This is a genomic window from Acetobacterium wieringae, assembly GCF_026646375.1.
Lineage (GTDB): Bacteria > Bacillota > Clostridia > Eubacteriales > Eubacteriaceae > Acetobacterium > Acetobacterium wieringae_A.
In genome coordinates this window covers 75,571-98,403 of sequence record NZ_JAIPPU010000005.1, presented here as the reverse complement: position 1 = coordinate 98,403, position 22,833 = coordinate 75,571, and the positions used below count along the sequence as shown (strand labels likewise).

Annotated in this window: 15 protein-coding genes; 7 read left to right on the top strand and 8 right to left on the bottom strand. The window is 43.9% G+C overall.

Annotation, left to right across the window (positions count from 1 at the left end; genetic code table 11):
* Window positions 1-177: 177 nt before the first annotated feature.
* Both Q7P33_RS06240 and Q7P33_RS06235 read right to left on the bottom strand, forming a co-directional pair.
* Window positions 178-3,045 carry a methyl-accepting chemotaxis protein gene (locus Q7P33_RS06240; protein WP_303868507.1) on the bottom strand — a complete coding sequence of 956 codons (2,868 nt, stop codon included), beginning with the start codon at window positions 3,043-3,045 and terminating at the stop codon, window positions 178-180.
* A 254-nt stretch (window positions 3,046-3,299) separates the two neighbouring features.
* Window positions 3,300-6,320, bottom strand: a complete 3,021-nt coding sequence (locus Q7P33_RS06235) for a methyl-accepting chemotaxis protein (protein WP_303868505.1) — start codon at window positions 6,318-6,320, stop codon at window positions 3,300-3,302.
* Window positions 6,321-6,809: 489 nt separating this feature from the next.
* On the opposite strand from Q7P33_RS06235, the gene Q7P33_RS06230 reads away from it, so the two are divergent.
* Entirely contained in the window at window positions 6,810-7,478 is a 669-nt protein-coding gene (locus tag Q7P33_RS06230) for a PspA/IM30 family protein (protein ID WP_303868504.1), read from the top strand.
* 4 nt (window positions 7,479-7,482) lie between these two features.
* Window positions 7,483-8,271, top strand: a complete 789-nt coding sequence (locus Q7P33_RS06225) for a GIDE domain-containing protein (protein ID WP_303868503.1) — start codon at window positions 7,483-7,485, stop codon at window positions 8,269-8,271.
* Window positions 8,272-8,358: 87 nt separating this feature from the next.
* On the opposite strand, the gene Q7P33_RS06220 is transcribed toward Q7P33_RS06225, so the two are convergent.
* Window positions 8,359-8,838, bottom strand: a complete 480-nt coding sequence (locus Q7P33_RS06220; RefSeq protein WP_303868501.1) for a YbaK/EbsC family protein — start codon at window positions 8,836-8,838, stop codon at window positions 8,359-8,361.
* A gap of 432 nt (window positions 8,839-9,270) precedes the next feature.
* Between Q7P33_RS06220 and Q7P33_RS06215 the strand changes: the two genes are divergently transcribed.
* The 3 genes from Q7P33_RS06215 (at window position 9,271) to Q7P33_RS06205 (ending at window position 16,185) form a co-directional block, all read left to right on the top strand.
* Window positions 9,271-11,265 (top strand): S8 family serine peptidase, encoded by a 1,995-nt coding sequence (locus tag Q7P33_RS06215; protein ID WP_303868498.1) that lies wholly within the window; start codon window positions 9,271-9,273, stop codon window positions 11,263-11,265.
* Window positions 11,266-11,631: 366 nt separating this feature from the next.
* Window positions 11,632-14,175 carry a bifunctional diguanylate cyclase/phosphodiesterase gene (locus Q7P33_RS06210; RefSeq protein ID WP_303868497.1) on the top strand — a complete coding sequence of 848 codons (2,544 nt, stop codon included), beginning with the start codon at window positions 11,632-11,634 and terminating at the stop codon, window positions 14,173-14,175.
* Window positions 14,176-14,382: 207 nt separating this feature from the next.
* On the top strand, window positions 14,383-16,185 hold the full coding sequence (locus Q7P33_RS06205) for a DUF4153 domain-containing protein (RefSeq protein ID WP_303868496.1): 1,803 nt from the start codon (window positions 14,383-14,385) through the stop codon (window positions 16,183-16,185).
* 27 nt (window positions 16,186-16,212) lie between these two features.
* Here Q7P33_RS06205 and Q7P33_RS06200 read toward each other — a convergent pair whose 3' ends face one another.
* From Q7P33_RS06200 to Q7P33_RS06185, 4 genes are all read right to left on the bottom strand, one after another.
* The gene (locus Q7P33_RS06200; protein WP_303868494.1) at window positions 16,213-17,031 is read right to left on the bottom strand and encodes an EcsC family protein; all 819 of its coding nucleotides are present in this window, start codon (window positions 17,029-17,031) and stop codon (window positions 16,213-16,215) included.
* Window positions 17,032-17,135: 104 nt separating this feature from the next.
* On the bottom strand, window positions 17,136-17,981 hold the full coding sequence (locus Q7P33_RS06195) for a MerR family transcriptional regulator (RefSeq protein ID WP_303868493.1): 846 nt from the start codon (window positions 17,979-17,981) through the stop codon (window positions 17,136-17,138).
* A 13-nt stretch (window positions 17,982-17,994) separates the two neighbouring features.
* Complete coding sequence (locus tag Q7P33_RS06190; RefSeq protein WP_303868492.1) at window positions 17,995-18,735, bottom strand: ABC transporter permease; 741 nt, start codon at window positions 18,733-18,735, stop codon at window positions 17,995-17,997.
* Window positions 18,732-19,454, bottom strand: coding sequence for an ABC transporter ATP-binding protein (locus Q7P33_RS06185; protein WP_303868490.1), 723 nt, complete (start codon window positions 19,452-19,454; stop codon window positions 18,732-18,734). The genes Q7P33_RS06190 and Q7P33_RS06185 overlap by 4 nt, the downstream gene beginning before the upstream one ends.
* Window positions 19,455-19,645: 191 nt before the next feature.
* Here Q7P33_RS06185 and Q7P33_RS06180 point away from each other — a divergent pair, with 191 nt between their 5' ends.
* Window positions 19,646-19,849, top strand: a complete 204-nt coding sequence (locus Q7P33_RS06180; protein ID WP_303868488.1) for a hypothetical protein — start codon at window positions 19,646-19,648, stop codon at window positions 19,847-19,849.
* Window positions 19,850-19,912: 63 nt separating this feature from the next.
* On the opposite strand, the gene Q7P33_RS06175 is transcribed toward Q7P33_RS06180, so the two are convergent.
* The gene (locus tag Q7P33_RS06175; protein ID WP_303868486.1) at window positions 19,913-21,343 is read right to left on the bottom strand and encodes a GBS Bsp-like repeat-containing protein; all 1,431 of its coding nucleotides are present in this window, start codon (window positions 21,341-21,343) and stop codon (window positions 19,913-19,915) included.
* Window positions 21,344-21,771: 428 nt separating this feature from the next.
* Here Q7P33_RS06175 and Q7P33_RS06170 point away from each other — a divergent pair, with 428 nt between their 5' ends.
* Window positions 21,772-22,821 carry an inorganic phosphate transporter gene (locus Q7P33_RS06170; protein WP_303868485.1) on the top strand — a complete coding sequence of 350 codons (1,050 nt, stop codon included), beginning with the start codon at window positions 21,772-21,774 and terminating at the stop codon, window positions 22,819-22,821.
* Window positions 22,822-22,833: the final 12 nt, after the last annotated feature.

The window sequence follows — 22,833 nt, the reverse complement described above, 5'->3', positions numbered from 1 at the left end:
ATCAGGAGGGGAGTCATTTTTATTATAATCAAGATAAACAAACCATGTCAACGACATGGTTTTATCGGACATTCTAAAAAATTAGAGTCGCCGGTATTGAATCAAGAACAGATTTCCCGGATGAAAATGAGGCCTGGTTTGGATAAACCAGGCCTCGAAATGGTGAGGTGACAACTGTTAATACTTATCCATATCCATATCATCAAGAATGATGCTTGGTTCTGACGCCGGAGTGATAACCGGTTTTACCGCGGAATTGGAAGCTGATCGTGCAGTTTTGCTGGAATCACTCGTGGTTTTTAATTTAAACGCTTCGACCATATGTTTTAGCATCTCAGCTTGACCAGAAAGCTCTTCACTGGCAGCGGCACTTTCTTCGGCGGTGGCGGAATTGGTTTGCACAACCTGTGAAACCTGTTCAATGCCTTGAGTAATTTGGGCGATTTCTGAGGCTTGATCATTGGAGGCCCGGGCAATGGTGCCAACCAAGCCTGCAACTTTGTCAATTTGGCTGAGAATCTCTTTCAGGCTTTCGGCAGTGTCGTCGGCAATTTTTGTTCCGACGCTGACCTTATCGATCGAACCTTCAATTAAGCCCGTTGTCTCTTTGGCGGCTTCAGCACTTCGGGCGGCCAAGGTTCTAACTTCTTCAGCGACGACAGCAAACCCTTTACCATGCTGACCAGCACGGGCCGCTTCCACTGCCGCATTCAGAGCCAGAATATTGGTCTGGAAAGCAATGTCATCAATTACCTTGATAATCTTCGAAATATTGTTTGAGGAATCATTGATGTCACCCATCGCTCCGATCATGGTAGCCATCTGACTATTTCCTTTTTCGGCATTGGCTCGGACATTGACAGCCAGTTCATTGGCTTCATTGGCATTCATGGCATTTCGCTTGGTTTCGCCAGCGACCTCTTCAATCGAGGCCGTCAGTTGTTGAATGGAACTGGCCTGTTCGGTGGTACCTTGAGATAAGGCCTGTCCACCATCAGATATCTGTTTGGCCCCCATGTCAACCTGGCCGGCAGCCACGTTGATTTCGGTCATGGTGTTGCTGAGGGTGCTGGTGATCTCATTTAGAGCTGTTTTAATGGCTTGGAAATCACCCAGATACTCAGTGGTAATCTGTTGATCCAGATTGCCACGACCAATTTCTTCCAGTGTTATCGTAATTTCATCTACATACCGTTTCAGGAAAGCAATGGTTTGATTCATGTTGTCTTTAATTAAAGAGTAATCACCATTATAGTGACCAACCATACCGGTATTCAGGTTGCCCTGGGCCAGTTCCTTTAAGGTCGTCGATGCTTCCTGAACCGGTTCCACAACGGCATCCAGAGTGGCGTTGACGCCGTCGACAATCCGGGCAAAATCGCCTTGATGTCGGCTGGCATCAGCCCGGGTATTCAAGCGGCCGGCAATACCAGCCTCGGCCAGCATGGTGGCATCGCTGATCAGGTTGTCCACTGAATTTTTTACCTCGCCCAGAGTATTACCAATCTCATGGAACTGTGCACTGACTTCAGTGGTATATTCATCGGGCTCACCAACATTCAGATCGAAGTTCAGATCGCCTGCTGATAGACGGATCAGATTGTTGCCCAATCGTGACACCTCTGTTTTGGTATAGTCACTAACCCGAATAATCGGAGTTAAATCGGTGACGATTTCGACGAAGCCAATATTTTCACCTTTCTTGTTTTTGAGATAGGCGGTATCCTGTTTATTACTCCGTCCGACCCATTCGAAATAGCTGTCATTCAAGCCCTGGTCAACCAGTCGTCGAATGCCACAGCCTTCGGTGCGGCAGATATCGGCATTGGCATTGTAGCAGTCCATACCACAGGCGGAAGTACGATCTTTAATTACATTATTAGCAATCATCAACTCCTCGAACGGCTTGTTCATAAAGGTCCATTTCATATCATTATCGGTAACATGAAGCGGGAATGGAATAGCATCAACAATTGCTTCATACCAGACCATTTTATCGACAACGGTATCGAGAGTAGCGTTAACACCTTCCACTATTTCTTTAAAACCGCCATTAAATGCATCGGCATCGCCACGGGTTTCCCATTGTCCAGCGACAGCTGCATTTGATAGCATAGTGGCTTCACTGATTAGATTACGGATGGTTTCAATGGTCAGTTTAAGTGCTGGTGAAAGTTCATCCTGGGCATCCTTTGGTTCTACATCCGTACTGACATCACCATTGGAAATCTGGTTCATGGTGCCAATGACAACGGTTTGAATGTCATCGGAGAAGGTATCCATGGATTCGGCCATTTCGCCGATTTCATCTTTTCGTTTCATGTTCAGGCGTATTGTGAAATGTCCCAGACTCATTTCTTTGATCATATGATTAGCCTGTTGCAGGGGCTTGCTGATCATCGAACGAAGGATTAAACCAAAGGCAATCGCTACCGCAAAGGCCACAAGAGTGACGATTATCATGGTAGTCATGGCGGCATCGGCTGTGGCATTATCCATTTCTTCAGTTCGCTGGGCTTCTTCCAGCTTTAACGGTACCAGTTCATTAATTAAATCCATTTGTGCAGATGCGGCAATTTCATAAGAACCGGTATCGGCAAGCAGGGCAAAGGCTTCAGCATCCCGATTCTGGATAGCCAGTTCTTTGACCTTCTCAAATTCCTGAGCTAAAACTTTTCGGGCCTCTACAAATTTATCAAAGACGGCCTGCATTTCGGGGTCGACGATGGTTTCTGCAAAAGCAGCGGCGGCCTCGTCAATTTCGCCATTACGGATAATAACCTTGTCAGCATTGGACTGAATCAGCTCGGGACTGTTTTCGATGATCATGTCCCGGACGATCACCCGCATCCTTTGGTAGGATGTGGAAATTTGACCAACCTCGGCAATTGGTAAGGTCATTTTTTCGTAGAGAAGTTTGTTTGAATTTTGCAGCGTCTGCATATTCATAATACCGACGAGACCAACAACACCGGTAATTAGAGCCACAATCATGAAGCTCACAATCAGTTTTGTACCAATTTTTAAATTAAGAATCCAGCGCATTTTTTATTCCCCCTTTATATCGGATAAATAATTCCTCTTTCGAGGTTTATTTACCCAAATCAGAAAAACAGTAACAGCATAAGCGCATAAAATAATTATTTAAACTACAAATGTCTTGGGAGAATAGAAATGCTTATCACATAAAAACCTCAGGCTGTCGTGATCGGACAACCTGAGGCATTGCCAGGGCTAAATTATGGTTGGAATGAGTTTTAGGGTGAGTAAAATTTTCTGGGATGATCAAGAAGCGGATGTCAATACTTATCCATTTCCATGTCATCCAGAAGGATTTGCACTGCAGGTTCGGGAACCGGGGTCTCAGGTTTTAAAGGCGTAGTAGCTTTAAAGGTGGTTTGGGTGGCAGTTTTAAGCTTAAAGGCACCCACCATTTCTTTTAGCATTTCAGCCTGACCAGTCAGCTCTTCACTGGCGGCGGCACTCTCTTCAGCAGTCGCAGAGTTGGTCTGAACCACCTGGGAAACCTGCTCGATACCCTGGGTAATTTGGGCGATTTCTGAAGCCTGTTCGTTGGAAGCCTGGGCGATATCACCGACCAGACCGGTTACTTTTTCGATCTCATCAAGAATCTCCTTGAGACTGATAGCGGTGTCGTCGGCGATTTTTGTGCCCAGGTTAACCTTGTCGATTGAGCCTTCGATGAGTCCCGTGGTTTCCTTGGCGGCTTCTGCGCTTCGGGCGGCCAGACTTCGGACTTCTTCAGCAACAACGGCAAAACCTTTGCCGTGCTGACCGGCGCGGGCTGCTTCAACGGCGGCATTCAGCGCCAGAATATTAGTCTGGAAGGCAATGTCGTCGATCACCTTGATAATCTTTGAAATATCATTGGATGACATATTGATATCACTCATGGCAGCAATCATTTTTGTCATTTGCGTGTTGCCGACTTCGGCATTGGTGCGTACCTCAATGGCCCGCTCGTTGGCTTCGTTAGCCCGGATGGCGTTTTTCTTGGTTTCTCCGGCGACTTCTTCGATGGATGCGGTCAATTCCTGGATTGAGCTGGCTTGTTCAGTGGTACCCTGGGCCAGCGCCTGACCACCATCAGAAATTTGACGGGCCCCCACTTCAACCTGACCAGCTGCCACATCGATGTCGGTCATGGTTGTGCTGAGGTTGGTATTAATATCATTGAGCGATGTTTTAATGGCCTGGAAGTCGCCCAGATAATCACTGGTGATTTCCTGGCTGAGGTTACCTCGGCCCATTTCTTCCAGGGTGCTGGTTATTTCACTAACGTATTGGTTTAGGAAGTTGATGGTACGGTTTAATGCTTCTTTGATCTGAGCATGGTCACCCCGGTAGTCGCCACTCATTTGAGTATGGAGATTGCCCTGGGACAACTGGGTAAGTGTCGCCGAAGCTTCTTCAATGGGGGCAATCACTGCATCCAGTGTCTGATTAAATCCGGTAACGATTTTTCCAAAGTCACCCGGGAAGCCGGAGACATCGCCGCGGTTGCCTAAATCACCTTCAATGGCAATACCAGCCATTTTTTCAGTTTCGTTGACCAGGTTAAGAATGTTCTGAATCATGGCCACAAGGGCGGGAATCAGCGTATCGTTGTCACTACGTTTACCGATTTTTGATAATACTTCCAGATCACACATGTTCCCGTTGGCGATATTGGTGGAGATTTCAACGATTCGGGTCAGTCGGGTGTGGACATCATTAATGGAATGGCCGATTTCAGCATAGATACCCAGATAATTCGTCGGCATGGTTTCAGAATAATCATTGAGACTCATTTTACCAAGAACCCGATTGCTTTCTTTAAGGGCTCCCAGGCCATCAATGCAGGCATTGATGCTATTTTTCAGGGTATTAAAATCGCCATTATAGGTAGCGGCGATCTTTTCAGGGATCTGTCCCTTGCCGATCCGTTCTACATAATCAGCCGCCACATTAAGGGGGCCAACAACGGCGTCAAGGGTGTTATTGACACCAACAACAATATCTTTAAAACCGCCTTTGAAGGCTTCGGTATCGCCTCGGGTCGAGAGTTCTCCAGCAACCCCGGCCTGAGAGAGCATGGTTGCTTCACTAATCAGACCCCGAATCGATTCAATAGTCTTTTTAAGCGCCGGTTTGATCTCATCCTGAGCATCAAGAACGTCAATGTCAGCTGAAACGTTGCCATCAGAGATCTGGTTCATCACCTCAATGACATCGGTTTGCAAATTTTCGGCAAAATTATCCATGGCCAGTGCCATCTCACCAATTTCATCTTTGGATTCCATATTAAGTCGGGTACTCAAATGACCGAGGCCCATTTCTTTAATCATGTGGTTGACCTTTTTAATCGGGTCAGTAATCCGTTTAGAAATTAAATAACAGAAGATCAGACTGACTGCCAAAACCATTATCGAAATCAGGACACTATTTAAAATAGCACTTGGCAAGGCTGACAGAACTTCATCTGACTCAATGGTTTGGATGACGGTCCAATCCATACCATCAACTTTTGACGAGGCCATATAATACTCCTGATTATCCAGGGTATAGGTTGATGCAGTTGATTCCTGTTCCAGGGCCGCCCCGATGGCGGTGCTTAATTCTTTAAAATTGGCATCGGTTTCCGCCAGGGTAATGGGATTCATCTGGTTGACTACATTATCTCGATCAGGATGAGAGATGATGGTTCCGGAGGAATCGACAATGTAGGTATAACCGGTTTCGCCAAACTTCATCGAATCGGTGATATCATTAAGAAACCAGGCGTTGGCTACTGCAACCAGAACGCCGGTGATAGCACCGTTTTCATAAATCGGTACTGAGTAGGCCATGATTAAAGCCCCGTTGTCATCAGGATTGACGCTGATCACCGGATTCATGGTGCCCCGCTCACCTGCGGCGGAAGCATGGAAATAATCGCGTTTGGTAATATCAACAATTTGTCCCCGGTCACCGTAGCTGTCAGACAGGTAGAGGTTACCATTAAGATCAGAAACACCAATCCGCAGGAAGCGATTGGAGCTGTTGACATCATTTTTCAGGATCGCCATTTTTTCATTGATTGGGACGCTACCAGAAAAAATTTTATCCCGGGAAGCAATCCCTTCAAGATAAATATAATTCTGTTCGTTGCGACTGCTGATGATATCTGCTGAATTTTGCGCCTGGGTTTTCAGCGATTTCTCAGCTTCGGACACCACTGCATTTGTTAAGGCGTTTATCGAAACAAAGGTAAAGATAGCGCAGACTACCAGAATCAGTCCGGAAAAATAAACCATGAGTTTTGTTCGAATGCTTTTCATTACACCACTCCTTTTAAAATAATAATCTAAGGTAATTGCAAACGTTTTGCGCTTAGTTTGATTTTTGTCGAAGCGCAATTATCCGCTGTAATCATCCATGAATCCAATGATTAAAAAAACGATAGGAATTAATTGGTAGTGTAACCGTTTTTATCAGGTTGATCAATGGTGAATTCGGCCAGGTTCTGTAATTTTTAAACAATTACCTGATTATTATTTGTATACCCAGAAATGATAATTACATTCGCAGATTGACAATCGGTATGACCAGGCCCCAAAATGGTGGAAGATTACGAATGAGATTTCCGCAAATTAAGTGGTATTTATTTGCGCTTAAAACAAAAAAGCAATAGACTTATTTTCCCTGATTTGTTAAGATAAACATACCTAAAAAGGTGGCGGAATTGAAGCCCGGCGAAGATCGGAAACAATTTAAATCACCTCGGCATTTAATGCCTCAAACAAAAAAACAGATAGCAGGAGGAAGAAATGGCAATTTTTGAACGTCTAAGTGACTTGTTAAAGGCGAATGTAAACGACATGCTGGATAAGGCTGAAGATCCGGAAAAAATGGTAAAACAGATTATCATTGATATGGAAGCACAGGTAAACAGTGCCACCCAGGCTTTGGGCGCAGCGATGGGCAGTGAAAAACAGGCTTTAAAACAGTTGGAATCCGCTAAAGCATCTTCAGCAGACTGGAGTGACAAAGCAAAAACAGCATTAAAGGCTGGTAATGAAGAATTGGCCAAAAAAGCGCTGGCTCAAAAAACCAGTGTCGATGCGGATCTGGCTCAATTTCAGGCAGCTTATGACTCGATGAGCATGCAAGTTGGTCAGTTAAAAGATCAGGTGCGTCAGCTGAAAGCGAAGCTCGAAGAAGCCCGGATGAAACAGAATATGCTAATCGCCCGTTCAAAAATGGCTGATGCGCAGAAAAGCGTCAGCACATCTTTAAACAGTACCGATAGCACCAGTGCCTTCACCAAGCTCGATAAAATGGAACAGAAGGTTAACGCCAAAGAAGCAGAAGCCCAGGCATTTACTGAAATGGCTGGCGAAAACACCAGTTTGGAAGATGAATTCGAAGCCCTGGAAAAAAATGCTGCGGTTGATGATGAATTGGCCAAGCTAAAAGCTGAATTAGGAATCGAATAGAATCATGGCATATATATTTGGATTACTGGTTATGATTGCAGGGATTTGCTATGCTGTTTTCGTTTTAAAAAAAAGCAAAGCGAAAGCGCAGGAAATTCAGTTTCAGCAGACGACCTGCATAAAAGATGTGTTGGATATTGTTGGGGACTTATCCAGTTTGGATGAGAATTACCGACATTACAGCGAGGTGAAGGGACACCTTCACAGTGTATCGGGCGATGTGGAGGCACCATTTTCTCAGCGGTCGGTGGCTTATTATGAAAACGAAGTCTTTTCCGTTCATGAGGAAACCAGAACCGAGCGGGATGATGAAGGCAATACCCGAACCATTACCGACAAGGTAGAAACTTCATTGTCCAGCGAAAAGAGTCCGGTGGAAGTTTATCTTTCAGACAGCAGCTCTGATGAAAAAGTTTATATCGATATGGCAAGTTTTGGCGCTGATGTGGATTTAATGCCCGGTTGCAACCGGATGGAATCGGCAGATTCTAACTGGGTCAGGGATAATTTTAATTTCAGCTTTTCAAATCCCCGGGGCTCCCGTTTTCTAGGGTATCGCTTTTTTGAAGAAATATTACCAGAAAATCAGCCGATGTATATCCTGGGTGAAATTCATAAGCGGGGCAACCGGCTTTATGTGGGGCGGTCGGTGACCACAAAAAAACCATCCCATGTGACTTATAAATCTGAAGAAGAATTACTGGACGACGTTAAAAATGAAAAATTTGTAGCCTTGGCGATTGCCGTCGGTAGCGTTATTGCCGGTATTGCCGTAATGTTTTTATTTTCGTAGATTAATACAGAGAGATACAGTAGATTATAAAAAAGCCCCCGATGATGTTATCATCGGGGGCTTTTTAAATACCGAGTTTAAACTTCGTTAAGCTTGAAGCTGCCAGTTTTTGCAAACATCAGACCAGGCCACACTATTTGAATATTTCTCCAACTCGTCAATTGTTAGTTCAATGGCACTGTTGCTACTGCCACAGGCGGGAAAGACTGTTTCGAATCGCTGCAGCGAATGATCCAGATAAACGTCCACACCATCATTTACAGCAAAAGGGCAAACACCGCCGATACCGTGACCGATGTAGCGATCAACTTCGTCCGGAGTAAGCATTTTTGCCTTGGTTTTAAAATGAGCTTTGAATTTAGCATTATCGATTTTCGCATCGCCTGCGGTCACGACCAGCACACATTTCTCCTCCAATTTAAAGGATAAGGTTTTGGCGATCCGCTCTGGAGCGCATCCTAACGCTTGAGCGGCCAGTTCCACGGTTGCCGAAGACGTCTCAAATTCCTGAATTCGAGCGTCCAAATTCCACTGACTAAAATAGTCTCGTACTTTTTCTATTGCCATTTGCTTTGCTCCTTTTCACACTGAGGTTTTGGTCATAATCAATTTATTTTAACATAGTTTAAAGAACAAATGACAGGTTGAGCAAGGAAAAATCGGAAAAACACAACAAAAAAAGCAGTGATCCCGAATGGATGCGCTGCTTTTTTTATATTAGGAATGAAAAGAAAAAGGGGAGATGTTTATCTCTTAGATGAATGATACCCCTTAAACCTTTAGCGAAACTTGGAATTCAGAAATTATTAAGAAATATCAAACATACATCAAGGAGATAAATAACTAACGATTGATAAAAGCTTCCGTTACGGTTATAATTTTAGTAATAATAAAAATTCCTGAGAAGGTTTTTTCGGCAAGCATAAAAAAAATGTCGGGACAATCTTCTAATCGTGTTAGTCAGGTAAAAATATTCAGAAAGCAATCGAGGTAACGTTGATGAGATTTAAAAAAGCGCTGGTCTTGCTGCTGGTTATGGTGTTAGTCGGTAGTTCATGTCCTTTGGGGGTTCTTGCTGAAGGCCAGACCATGGTCATTCAAAGTCTGGATGAAGTCGAAAATCTTGATGCCAGCTCAGATATCACAGATCAAATTATTGTTATTTATAAAGATCAGGCTACCATCGGAAGTCTTGGCTTGACCACTCGAGATATCAAGAGTGGTGAGTCGTTAAATGAACAAGTGGATATCATTGAAGTGGCCAAATCGGCGGATGTTGATGCCCTGGTTGCTCAATTATCAGAAAACCCCAATGTTCTGGTAGCTGAAAAAAATTCATATCTCCAAACCTCAGCACTACCGAATGATCCCGACTTGTCTAAGGCCTGGCAGTTTGAACGAGTTGGTGCCGATGAAACCTGGAATCAGGTCAATAATTCAGAAACCGTGGTGGTGGCGGTTATTGATACCGGTTTAAATACGCAGCATCCGGATCTAGCCGATAATGTGGTAACTGGTTATGATTATGTCGAAGGAACCACTGCGATGGTGGATTTATCTGGACATGGCACCCTGGTTTCGGGTTGTGTGGCGGCAGTGGCCAATAATAGTATCGGTATGGCCGGAATCACCGGGACGGCAAATATCAAGGTAGCTCCCTATCGGGTTGGTGGCTTGTCGGATGGTGACAGGAATCTGGATGTCGGTTATATTTGCGCGGCCTTGTATGAAGCAGCGGCCCGAACGGATGTAAAAGTGATTAATATGAGTTTCGGCGGTTATATGGTTTCAGCAGCTTTGCGGACTGCCGTGGAAAATGCAGCCAATGCCGGAAAGGTGCTGGTAGCTGCAGCGGGAAATGAAGGCGATAACGCCAATTACAGTGGTGAGCTGGCAGTTCCGGCATCGTACAATAATGTCATCTCGGTGGGTGCTACTGATAATACCAATAAAATTGCCTATTTTTCACAACACAACAGTTTGGTTGATCTATGTGCCCCAGGTCAGAAGATTTATTCGACCACCCATGATGGGACATATGAGGAATCCTCCGGAACATCGTTTTCCAGCCCCATCACCGCCGGAGCTTGTGCGGTTTTAATGGCGGCAGATCATACCCTGACCAGTAGCCAGGTCGAATCCTTACTGAAAGAAACAGCGCTGGATTTTGGGGCCAAAGGTCGAGATGATTACTATGGTTATGGGATGATTCAGTTGGATGCTGCTCTGTCACGGGTGACTCCAAGTAATCCGTTAACGATTGATACGTTTATGATTGATAAACCAACCGGACAAACACTGGGAACGCAACTGACGTTAACGGCGACTGCCAGCGGTGGTGAAGGGGATTATCAATACGGATTCTATTATGATATAAATGGTCAAACCACGACCATTCAGGATTATAGCAGCTCTGCTACGGCGGTCTTTACGCCAACGGTTGCGGGAATTTATACCTTGTCGGTGCAGGTGCTGGATGATAAGGGTAATACCGTTAAAAAGTCCATTGTCAATTATGTAATCAAAGAAAAGGTCGCACCAGCCATTGAATACCGCACCCATGTCCAAAATGTCGGTTGGCAGAGCGTGGTAGCGGACGGAGCCGTCAGCGGAACCGAAGGGAAGTCCCTGCGGTTGGAGGCCATCGAGATCAATACCATTACAAAAAACTACGATCTGGGGGTGAAGTATAAAACCCATGTCCAGAACATCGGCTGGCAGAATTTTGTGGCTGATGGCGCTTTAAGCGGAACCGAAGGAAAATCGTTGCGACTGGAAGCCATTGCCATCGAATTAAGCGGAAGCGATGCTGATCTTTTTGATGTATACTACCAGGTGCATGCTCAGAATATTGGTTGGATGGGTTGGGCTTGTAATGGTCAATCTGCCGGAACCGCTGGTTTTAGCTATCGACTGGAGGGCATTCGGATTGAGATTGTTCCTAAAGGCAGTGCAGCACCCGGTTCAACGGTTAACCCATATATTGAAAAGTGATCAATTAATTTTTTGGATCAGCTTAGGTTGGTTTTAGACTGTCAAAAAAGATAACCTAGTAGCGACAGTTGTTACATCATGTTGTGACCTAGGGGTCAGACCCTACGCATCGGAGCGAACATGGCATAGCCTGTTCGATTCCGCAGCGAACAACAGATTAACAATTGATCGGTACGGTAGCTTAGCGACAACCTCAGACCAGCTTAGGCTGGTCTTTTTATTGATTGCAAAAACCAAATAACTCTAAAAATTTATCGTGTTACAGCTATGTTGATAGGGAAATTTGCATTTATTGAAGCTTAGAATGGGTATAAGAACTAATACGATAATTCTATTTTCAGTGGTGGAGAATAACGGAGGGCATTAATGAAACAGAGGCACTATTCACAGCGGAGTTGGAGGGTCTGGATAAGAGCGTTAGCAATGCTGGTTCTTTTTTGCTTTCTTTCGGGTAGGGCTATTTCAGGCGTATATGCCACGGATGGTGATGATGTGGCTTCCCGGGAAAATATTTTGATTATCCATTCATATAATCAGGGATTTTCCTGGACCGACTCGCTTCACCAAGGCATTACTGAGAACCTTTCAGATACCAAATACACTATTTACACGGAGTATTTGGATGCCTATCGTGATAATCCCCTGGATCAAAACACCATTGAAAAAATCAAACATTACGCAACCAAAGACATTGCTACCATTGTTGTTACCGATAATACGGCTTTTGAATTGATTGTATCCTTAAAGAATGAACATTTTCCAAACGTTCCGGTTTTATTTGCTGGAGTAAACGGGGGACTGCCTTTGGAGCTACCCTTTAATGACGTAAAGGGAATACTTCAGAATGTCGACTATGAAGCGTTTTTTGAGTGGTTGGGTTCGGCTATGCCACAAATTAAGGATCTATTGATTTGTGGAGCAGATACAACAACGACCCAGGGCACCTATGAACAAATGGAGGCGGCGTACAATAATCTTGAGGAGGATCAACGAAACTTTGGATTGCATCTTATAAAAATAGAGGATTATGACCAGCAATTGGAAGAAATAGCCAGATACGATGAAGCGTCCACCGCCTTGTATACTGCGGGTTCATTCGGTGTGTTGAATCACGATCAGTACACCAATATGTTGTCGGAGAATTCGAATTTGCCGACATTTTGTGGTGTCTCAACATCGATCACCAACCAGGTAATTGGTGGATTTGTGGTGTCTCCCTATGAGCACGGGCGTATTATTGGAGAAGATATCCTGGCATTATCGGCAGGTCGTTCTATTGAATCCTTACCGATTATTGAAGAACCGGTGCAACAAAAAATTTTTAATTATTATGGCATGGAGGCATTTAATCTCTCCGAGGAGCGTCTGCCACCCAATAGTAGCATCATTAATAAACCGCAGAGCAATTACGTTTTGACCTTGAATCAGGTGATTCTGATCAGCTTTATTATGATTCTGATGGCAGTCATTATTTCTGCGTTGCTGATCATTATGACAATTCGAAAAAAGTCCCACCTCGCCTTAGCAAACGCCAATGATGAATTATATCGCCAAAAAAAGGAACTGGAGCAAAAAAGTGAGAAGCTACAGATCAGTCAGGACGAGTTGACCCGGAATGTTCATTTATTGATGAATGCCAATCAAAAGATTTCATATCTGCTGGATTACAACCAGTTAACCGGTGTGCTCAATGAAATACGGTTTAATACACTGCTGGAAACCAATTTTTTGAAAGAGCAGGATATTACCATTATCAATTTAACCATTACCAATCTCAATGAGTTGACATATAGCCATGGCAAAGAAATTTATAGTGCTATTCTCAGAAGTATTGCGGAATTTTTAGAAGGCATTACAAAAGAACGGGATCTGATCGGTCTGTCCAGTAATAACGACTTTTTAATTGCGGCGGAAGGTATTCACAAAGAAGAATCACAGTTAATTTGCCAGATGATCAATTTTTTTGATAAGCCCCTGGTGTTAGATCTGTTTACGGTCATTATCAAATACAAAATCGGCATCGCCTATTACCCCTTGCAGACCGAGTCCTACTCAGAACTACTACAAATGAGCCGGCTGGCAATTACACCGGTGATCAATAATGTTCTGATTAACGTCTCACACTACGATCAATTAATTATGGATAATATCCTACATGAAAATGCCATTAAAAATGAAATTGAAGCGGCACTTGAAGCCAAAGAATTTGTGCTTTATTATCAACCCAAGTATGCCAGTGATGGAACGACCATGTTGGGACTGGAGGCGTTGATCCGTTGGCAACAAAAGGATGGCTCACTTAAATCGCCTGGCTATTTCATTGATATTGCCGAACAGTCTGGTCAAATTATCAACATTGGTTTTTATGTAATCGAGCGGGTTTGTCAGTCCATTGTCGAGTATAATCTGGTTAATAAAGAAATACCGGTTGCTATTAATTTTTCCGGTCAGCATTTTGCCAGTCGAGATATTTTGTATAAATTGCTGGATGCTGTCAACCGTTATCATATTCCGCCACACTTACTGGAGATTGAGATAACTGAGACTGCTTTAATTGCAAACAAAGAGTATGGCGCTGCCATTTTGTCTGAATTGCGTGAACTGGGATTCCTGATCACCCTTGATGATTTCGGTACTGGGTATGCGTCCATTGATTATATCAAAAATCTGCCGATCGACCGGTTAAAAATCGACCAGAGTTATGCCAAACGATTGGAAGATATAAAAAGTCGCAAGCTATTAAAAACAATGATCCAAATGGCTCATGAACTGTCCTTTGAGGTCACCGTGGAAGGGGTGGAAACCCGGGAACAGTTTGAAATCATCAAGACCTTTGAACCCAAAGAATTTCAGGGGTATTATTTCAAGCGCCCGGTGCCTCTGACTGAATTATTTAAAACAAACGAGTAACATGCTGAGAAGTTCAATTGGATGAAAACAATTGAACTTTTTTGTGCAAAGAAAAATGGATCAAAAAAAGGTCAGAAAGACGGTTATACAAAGATACCGGATTTATTAATTATATCAAACCAGGAAGGGTATATAAAAAATATCATTATCATTGATAGGGCGAATGGTCTTTTGGATGTATCAAGTAAGTTTAGATTAGGAGCAGAGATGAAACTGATGGATAAAATCAAAGAAAAATTAGGTGGTCTGGTTGCAGCATTATCCCGTTATCCGGTGACGGTTATTTTTTTGGTGGTAGCGGCGGCGATTAACACCATGGCGATTGAGCAAGACGCCGATTATACCCGGTATTTATTGACCTGTTTAGTTGGAGCCTTTCTGGGGTTTACCCTCGAGGCGGTCTGGGAGCGTTTTTTTGATAAAATAAGCTCTCGGCTGGCCGCAATGGGTTTAGGTCTGCTATTGACATTGGGCTATTTTTTGATTGTACGACAGTATACCAGTACCAGCATGGAAACCTGGATTCGCACTTCGGTTGCACTTTTTGCCTTGTTAATTGCTTATATCTGGGTTCCGGTTATTAAAAGCGAGTTCAGCTTTAACCAAAGCTTCATGGCAACTTTTAAAGCCTTCTTTAATGCCCTCCTTTTTTCGGGAGTGCTGTTTATTGGGATGACACTGATTATTACCGCTATTGATTTACTTTTGTTTCGGGTTTCGGAAAACGCCTATCTGCATATCTTGAACATTGTTGGAATACTTTTTGCTCCGATTTATTTTTTGTCGCTGATTCCCTTCTATCCGGGGGTATCCGATAAAAATCGGTCACTGGAGCAACGGGAGTATAACCGGGAAAAGCTGGCACGATCCTGTCAGTGTCCGAGATTTTTGGAGGTGCTGCTTTCCTATATCATAATCCCGCTTTTGGCGGTTTACACGGTGATACTGGTTATTTATATTGCCAGAAATATCACCGGAGATTTCTGGACAGATAACCGGCTGGAACCGATGCTGGTGGGTTTCGCCATTGCAGTCATATTGATTTATGTTTTAGCCAGTAATCTGGAAAATATAATTGCTAAATGGTACCGTAAAATTTTCCCTAAAATCCTGGTTCCCATTGTTATCTTTCAGATTATTGCCTCAGCATTGCGGATTCAAGATACAGGAATCACTCATGGTCGGTACTATGTCATTATTTTTGGTATCTTTGCAGCTATTTCCGGGATTCTGATGTGTTTTTTGCCAGTGCGAAAAAATGGGATCATCGCTGCGCTATTGATCGGCTTTTCAGTATTTTCTATTATTCCGCCAGTGGATGCTTTTACGATCAGTCGCACCAATCAAATTGGTCGATTGACCGAAACGCTGGTTGAAAATAGTATGATCCAAGACGATACCGTTTTCCCGAACGCTTCAATATCGGAAGTAGATAAAAAAATTATTTCTGATTCAATCAACTATCTGGCCATGATGGAATACACCAACGAAATTTCTTTTCTTGGCAAGGATTTTGATCTGTATCAAGATTTTTATAACACTTTCGGTTTTTATCGTTACGAGGAAGGCCCATATCGATCCGAATCAATTTATCTCAATCTAAATCCGCAGTCGCCGATTGATATCTCTGGGTATCATACCTTTGTAGTGGCAAATTTCTACATGCAGGATGATAGAATGGATCCGATAATCTGCAATTTTGAGTCAAATGGAAAAAGCTATACATTGGCTCGTGAAAAAACTGGTAGGATTGGGGAGTTGGTGCTGACTGAGACAAATGGTCAGGAACTGATGCGGATTGATATGCAAGAAGTGTTCGATCATTTTGATACATCCCAGGGTGGCAGCTACCAGGTTAGTAAAGATAATATGAATGCCGACGAGGCTATGTTTACAGTGGAAAATGATAAGGCAAAAATTTCGATGATAGCGATTTTTTTAGCCATTGAAAAATCAGAAGTTGAGACAATATATAATGCTGACTTTTATGTGCTGGTTCAGATAAAATAACGAATGGTAAAAAATTTTATAAAGTAGTCAGGACTGCGCCTGGGGTGTCGTCTTTATTTTGCCAAGCAAATAACGCTTCTTATACTTGATCCGGGCGTACTTGCCGATTTTATTGATCATTAGGGGATTAACCACCCCACCAATGACGCCGACAATCGGCAATCCCTGAATAAACTTGGCGGTTAACAGGGTGTTGGATAAAAGATCGGAGGTCTCCTTCATCACCGCCTCCAGATCAATACTTTTGTGGGCGTGGGTGTCAATATCCAGACCCAAGCGCTCGACTTTCTGATCATAGGCTTTGCGCAGATCTTCTTTGGTCATGGCGGCGCAGATCAGATAAAGCAGGTAGGCTTTTTCTTCTGCTGTGGTGTATTGAAAACCATAGGACAAGGCGATTTCATTGATGGTTTTAACAATGACGCCGAGAAACAGGGGGATATCCGGAAGCCCAATCCCCAACAACCCCAGAACACCGCCTTCAATGGCGGCAATGGATTCATTGATGGTTTGGGAGTGCTTTGACGATTTGTCCAACTTCGTCAGATATTTTCGATTCATATATTTTTCAATCGCGTAATTATACAAATCGTATTCGACAGCTATTTTTTCTTTATTATACGTTTTTTCGATTAACGAACTGCCTTTTTCAAAGACCAGATGAAAGCCCACGTAAAAGGCACCATCAAGGGTTGATTGCAGCCTGGTTGGTATTTTATGCTCAATTTTATTGACCAATGGGGTAAAATTTGATTTCATAAACGGACTGTCAGTCTGATTCAAAAATTTCTGTTCGTATTTTTCCAAGGTGGTCAGTTGTTTTGATAGGATAAGAGTTCTCCTCATTTTAACAGCTCCAATCGGGTGATTTAATAAACGCTATCTTATCCTATCATTCTATCAATTTTCTTTAGTGAGCACTTAAACGAGCACTAAATGTAATAAAAAAGTTAGCTGATTTTTCTCACCGGGAACTGAATTTCTGTCAGCCAGTCTTCAGCAGAATCCTTGTTCCAGGCACCATCGATGTAGGATTCCCGGGGATTGTCAGTAATCTCATAACCATTGTTCTCAACCCACTTCAGTATTGCATTGTAGGCTTTGGGGAAGCCATCATAGGGGCCTTTGTGAAGGACGCAGGCAGCCTGCTCAACCCTGTTGATGACTTTGAACGTCAGCATTTCTGAATCCACTTTTTTCTCCGTAACGGCTTCACAGATTTCAACATCGACATCGGTTTCCCGGTATTCACCATCATGATAGATATTAAAACAGTATTCTGGAACCGCACAGACACAGCCCAGTCGTTCCATTTCGGCCCCCATCGACGGCACCACATCAAACAGAGAGTCATAGCTTGGGATCACCGTTCGCACGGATGCCACAATCACCTCGGGCAGGTCTTTTAAAATGATGTGATAATCGCCGGTGTCTGTATCTTTTTTAGCCAGGTAGGATTCTACTTGAGCCAGTCTAAGAGTATCGTCAGCGATTTTTTGAATGAGCTCCAGCCGCTTTTTTTGAAGCAGTTTTTTTTCCGGAATCCCACCCTGGACTTGTTTAATCTCGTCCAGGGTAAAGCCCATATCCCGCAGGGCCAGAATCTGGTGGAGTACCGGGAGTTGAGCCGAGGTATAATACCGGTAGCCCGTTGCTTCTTCGATAAACGCCGGCGGCAGCAGGCCGATTTCGTCATAGTGGCGCAGCGCTTTGATGGTGACCCGGTTGATTTTTGAAAACAGTCCGATCTTATAATAAACAGTTTCGACGCGTTGACATTGATAGATTTCGTTCATTTACGTTCCTTTCTTATTCCCAGCGAAAGAATCGGATTGACAGAATAATGCCAATGACCAGCGATCCAATTAACACGATCAGGGGAATCAGTAGGCTGGTTTCCAGTCCCAAACTTGTTGATTTTAGCAGAGCAATACCCTGAGTTAGGGGCAGAAAACTGGCCAGGCTCTGAAGCGGTTGGGGAAAAATTTCAAAGGGAATGGTCGCTCCGGATAAAAACAGCATCGGAAAATAGACAATGCTGCAGACTACGTTAGCAGTTTTAACGGTGCGGCACAGGCTGGCAATGAGTAGTCCAAGACTATACATCGAAACCATCACCAGCAAGTAAGATCCGATAAATGAGAGCTTTCCGCCAATGATTTCATATCCAAAGAAGATTCGTGCGACCGTATAAATCAGCAGTGCTGAAACAATCGATAGTAGCATATTGATAACGGCATGGACCCATAATAACATAGTTGGACTCACTGGTGTGACAAAAAAATGTTTGAGAATTTTCTTGTCCCGATAGTCGGCGATGGTTAGGGGAATACCCATAAAAGCCGTGGCACAGATTCCTACGGTGATCAGAGCCCCAAAGGAGCTTTGAATCAGGGTGTACCCGGCATCGTTGGGTGCCGGGTTTTGTCCGACAATCAGACCGATTAGGATCATAATACCCACTGGCATACAGATACCGAAAAAGATGCTGTCCACGCAGCGCAGCGACAGTTTGCCTTCGATTTTGAGTAGGGTAAAGAATTTCTTCATATGGCGATTTCCTCCTTCATGACCCAGAGATAGGCTTCTTCCAGCCGTTTATATGGGCTTTTTAGAATCAGCTCCGGGACGGTATCGGTTACCAGGGCTTTACCCCGGTTAATGATACAGACCCGGTCACAGAGCACCTCCACCTCGTCCATGTAATGAGAGGTGAGAAACAGCGTCAGTCCGTTTTCTTTAAGCGCCGTTAAAACCTGCCAGACCTCCCGCCGGGCCACGGTATCGAGCCCGGTTGTGAGTTCATCTAGAAAGAGCACCTCGGGCTGAGGGATCAGCGCAAGCAACACCGACAGCTTTTGTTTTTCACCACCGGAGAGTTTGGCCACTGGCTGCTTGACGTAGTGATCCAGCTTAAATTGTACCAATAAGTCCCGGAAGTCAGCAGGTGACTGGTAAAGAGCGGCGATTTCCTCACAGACTTCGCCCACTCGGATATTGCCCTGATAGCTGGATGACTGCAGCTGTACCCCGACTCGCTCAAAAAGTCGTTTTCGGTCCGTGTGCGGATTCATCCCCAGAACCCGCACCGATCCGTTTTCAAATGACTTCAGTCCCAGGATACAGTCGATGGTGGTTGACTTCCCGGCGCCGTTAGGGCCCAATAGACCAAACACCTCGCCTTTTTTGACGGTGAGGCTTAAATTATTCACCACAACCCGGTTACCATAGGATTTGTTTAAATTTTTCACTTTAATACAGTCTTCCATTGCTTCCTCCAATCATTTCTTGTATATGTTGCAGTATAAATGCTCCTCCACGGGGAGAGTCAAGGGTGCTTTTAAAGTTTTTTTAGTAGTATGATTTATAAATGACTGAACCAGTTGATCTGTTTAGATTGCTTTTAGTAGGGTAAATAAGCGAATAAAATAATTACACTTAAATACAAGGGAGGAAAAAAATGAATAAAGACACATTTGAAGAAAAATGGGAACAGATGAAAGAGGATGTTCAGGTAAAATGGGAGAAACTGACGACTGAAGATCTGGAAGCAGTTAAAGGCAATGCCAAAGTGTTGGGCGATAAACTTCAGGAAAAATATGGAATGACTAAGGAAGCTGCCGAAAAAGCCATTGAGGAGTTAAAAGAAAAGTTTAAAAAATAAACGTGGCATATGGTTTAGGGTTAAAAGATAAAAGCACCTCGGATTGAGGTGCTTTTAAGTTCGTTAATTATTGCTTTCAAAGGCCCGTAAGGTTGATCCTGGTGCCGGGGAACCGGCCGGGACAACCATGATTTCGATCGCTTCCAGTCGATAACCAAAGCCTTCAGTACCGGAGTTGCCGCCGTTTTTAGCCCAGTCCAGCCAGCCAATGTTTTCGGCATGAACCCGGTAATAAACATCGTAACGGGAAGCATCCGCACCAGTCAGGCGAACCTGGATCGCTTCTAAGCGCAGCCCCTGATTGGAAGTACCGCTGATTTCACCGTCATGTTTCCAATCCTGCCAGCCGATGTTCTGGATATGGGTACGGTATTCGATGCCCAGATCATAACCCTTATTGTCAACTTGAATTTCAATCGCTTCCAGTCGTTTGGATTCTCCAGAAGTACCACTGGTTTGACCATTCATTTTCCAACGCTGCCATCCGTAATCCTGAACATGAGTTTGGTAGGAACAGGTAATACTTTTTTGAGCGGAAACACTTAACGCTGTAGCAGTTGTATTTCCTGCACCATCATAAGCATAAACGTGAACAGAGTAAGTGCCCAGCTCGTTGTTATGTTGGCTATATGAAACCCGGTAAGATGCAGTGTTGCCGTCTATTGTAGCCCGGTGCCAGACCAGGTCATCCTGCCCGTTGGCGTCAGTCCAAGTGGGGAAGAGGACGGACGCAATACCAGAGTCCGCATCAGAAACCTGACAGGTAATCGTAAAACCGTCATCAGTTACATCCGTAATCTGGGCGTTGGTGATGGTTGGTGGCGTCGTGTCCTGAGCTGGTTCCGGATCAAAATCGCCGAGATAGATATAGCCCTGGAATCCGCCCACGGAAACCGAGTCTTCGGTACCAGCGGTGAAGGTGGTGGTATAAAAGTAAGAACCACTCCATGAAGACTCTGAAACAGTAACCTTATTTCCTTCAATTTTTTCAACAACCGCAACATGACCGCAGGAACTGCCGTCCCAGCAGAGAATTGCGCCGACTTCAGGAGTGCTGCCGTGGGGATAGGCACCGCTTCTGAGGTTATAATCCCAAAACTCATTGGCGTTACCATTGCTTAAATTCGGTTTGCTGCCCAGAATTTCGTAGGCTCGGCCCCAGGCGTATGCGGTGCAGTTTGGCATCCCATAGCCAGCCAGATAAAATATATTTTTAGAAAAGTAGAAATCATTATCAGAAGTAGGCGCACTGAGTCGAGGTGAAAATACCGACGAACTAGTTATACCATCATTCTGGTAGGCTTCATCTGGCCAACCGGGATCGACGGCAACATCACCGGGGAGCATTTCCCGGGTTTCGACAAATGGTTGGGCATCGATGGTCGTAACCATTGTTCCACTATTATTACTATCTTCAGCCAATACAGCAACCGGGACAAGACCCAGAGCTATAATTAGAACAAAACAAATAAAGACACCACGATAAAACTTCATTTCCAGTATCCTCCCAGATCACAGTTTAATAAATATGATGAATTTCGTATCGATTAATGAGTAATTTAGAAATAATCGGCCTAATTTACAGTAATTCCAATTAATTCGGTTACAATTCGTTACTTAAATTTTACACCCTAATTATAAATTTTGCAATGATTTACTTTTGATTACAACAAAAAAAAACAGAAAATGCAAAATCATAAAACTGTCACATAAAGCTCGATTGTATTTCACATTTAGACATTAAAATATGAACAAAAAACGTTTTTAAAGGAGTGTCAGATTAAAACTATGTTAAATTTATGTTAAAAGCGTTCTATTTTGGGAACTTATGGTGTAGAATGAGTACGGCAAAAAAACAGTCAAGTATGACATTCAAAAAAAACTTTTGAATGCGTAGAGAGAAACGGGGTATTCTTAAAAAAATGACAATTACTTTTTCGGATTTTATCAGCAGCATCGCTGGCAATCCAGCTTTGCTCATCATCGTAGTTTTAACCCTTGGGGTAATTTTGGTTAATGGATGGACCGATGCGCCAAATGCCATTGCAACCTGCGTGTCCACCCGATCAATGGAGCCGAGAAAAGCAATAGTCATGGCGGCCATCTTCAATTTCCTGGGGGTTTTCGTCATGACAGTCATCAATGCAACGGTGGCTCAAACCGTAGCCAACATGGTAAATTTCAGCGGTTCAGATGATGCACTCATCGCTTTGTGCGCAGCTCTCTTTGCCATTGTGCTCTGGGCGACAGCCGCCTGGTATTTCGGGATTCCAACCAGTGAAAGCCATGCATTGATTGCCGGAATCTCAGGAGCGGCGATTGCCTTACAGGGAGGCATCAGCGGGATTAACGGAGAGGCCTGGATTAAGGTCGTTTATGGGCTTGGGACATCGACACTATTAGGGTTTGGACTGGGTTTTCTGGTCGTAAAGATAGTGATGTTGATCTGTAAACAATTGTCGCGACAGCAGACGAATGTTTTTTTTAAAAATGGTCAAATTGGCGCTGGAGCGGCCATGGCTTTTATGCATGGTGCCCAGGACGGACAAAAGTTCATGGGAATTTTCATGCTTGGGATATTTTTGGCAGAGGGGAATGCTGATGCTACAAATTTTGTGATTCCAGTATGGATGATGATTCTTTGCTCATTGGTTATGGCTCTGGGAACCTCTATTGGAGGGATGAAAATTATCAAAACGGTTGGAATGGATATGGTTAAGTTGGAATCCTTTCAGGGTTTCAGTGCTGATCTTGCGGCAGCAATCTGCTTGCTGATTTCATCAGTTTTCGGATTGCCTGTCAGTACCACTCATACCAAAACAACAGCAATCATGGGTGTTGGTGCCGCTAAACGGTTTTCCTCGGTGAACTGGTCGACAGTTGGAGAGATGCTTTTAGCCTGGGTACTGACCTTCCCGGGGTGTGGCCTGGTCGGATTTATCATGGCCTGGGTTTTTATGCAAATATTCTAAAATAACACTATC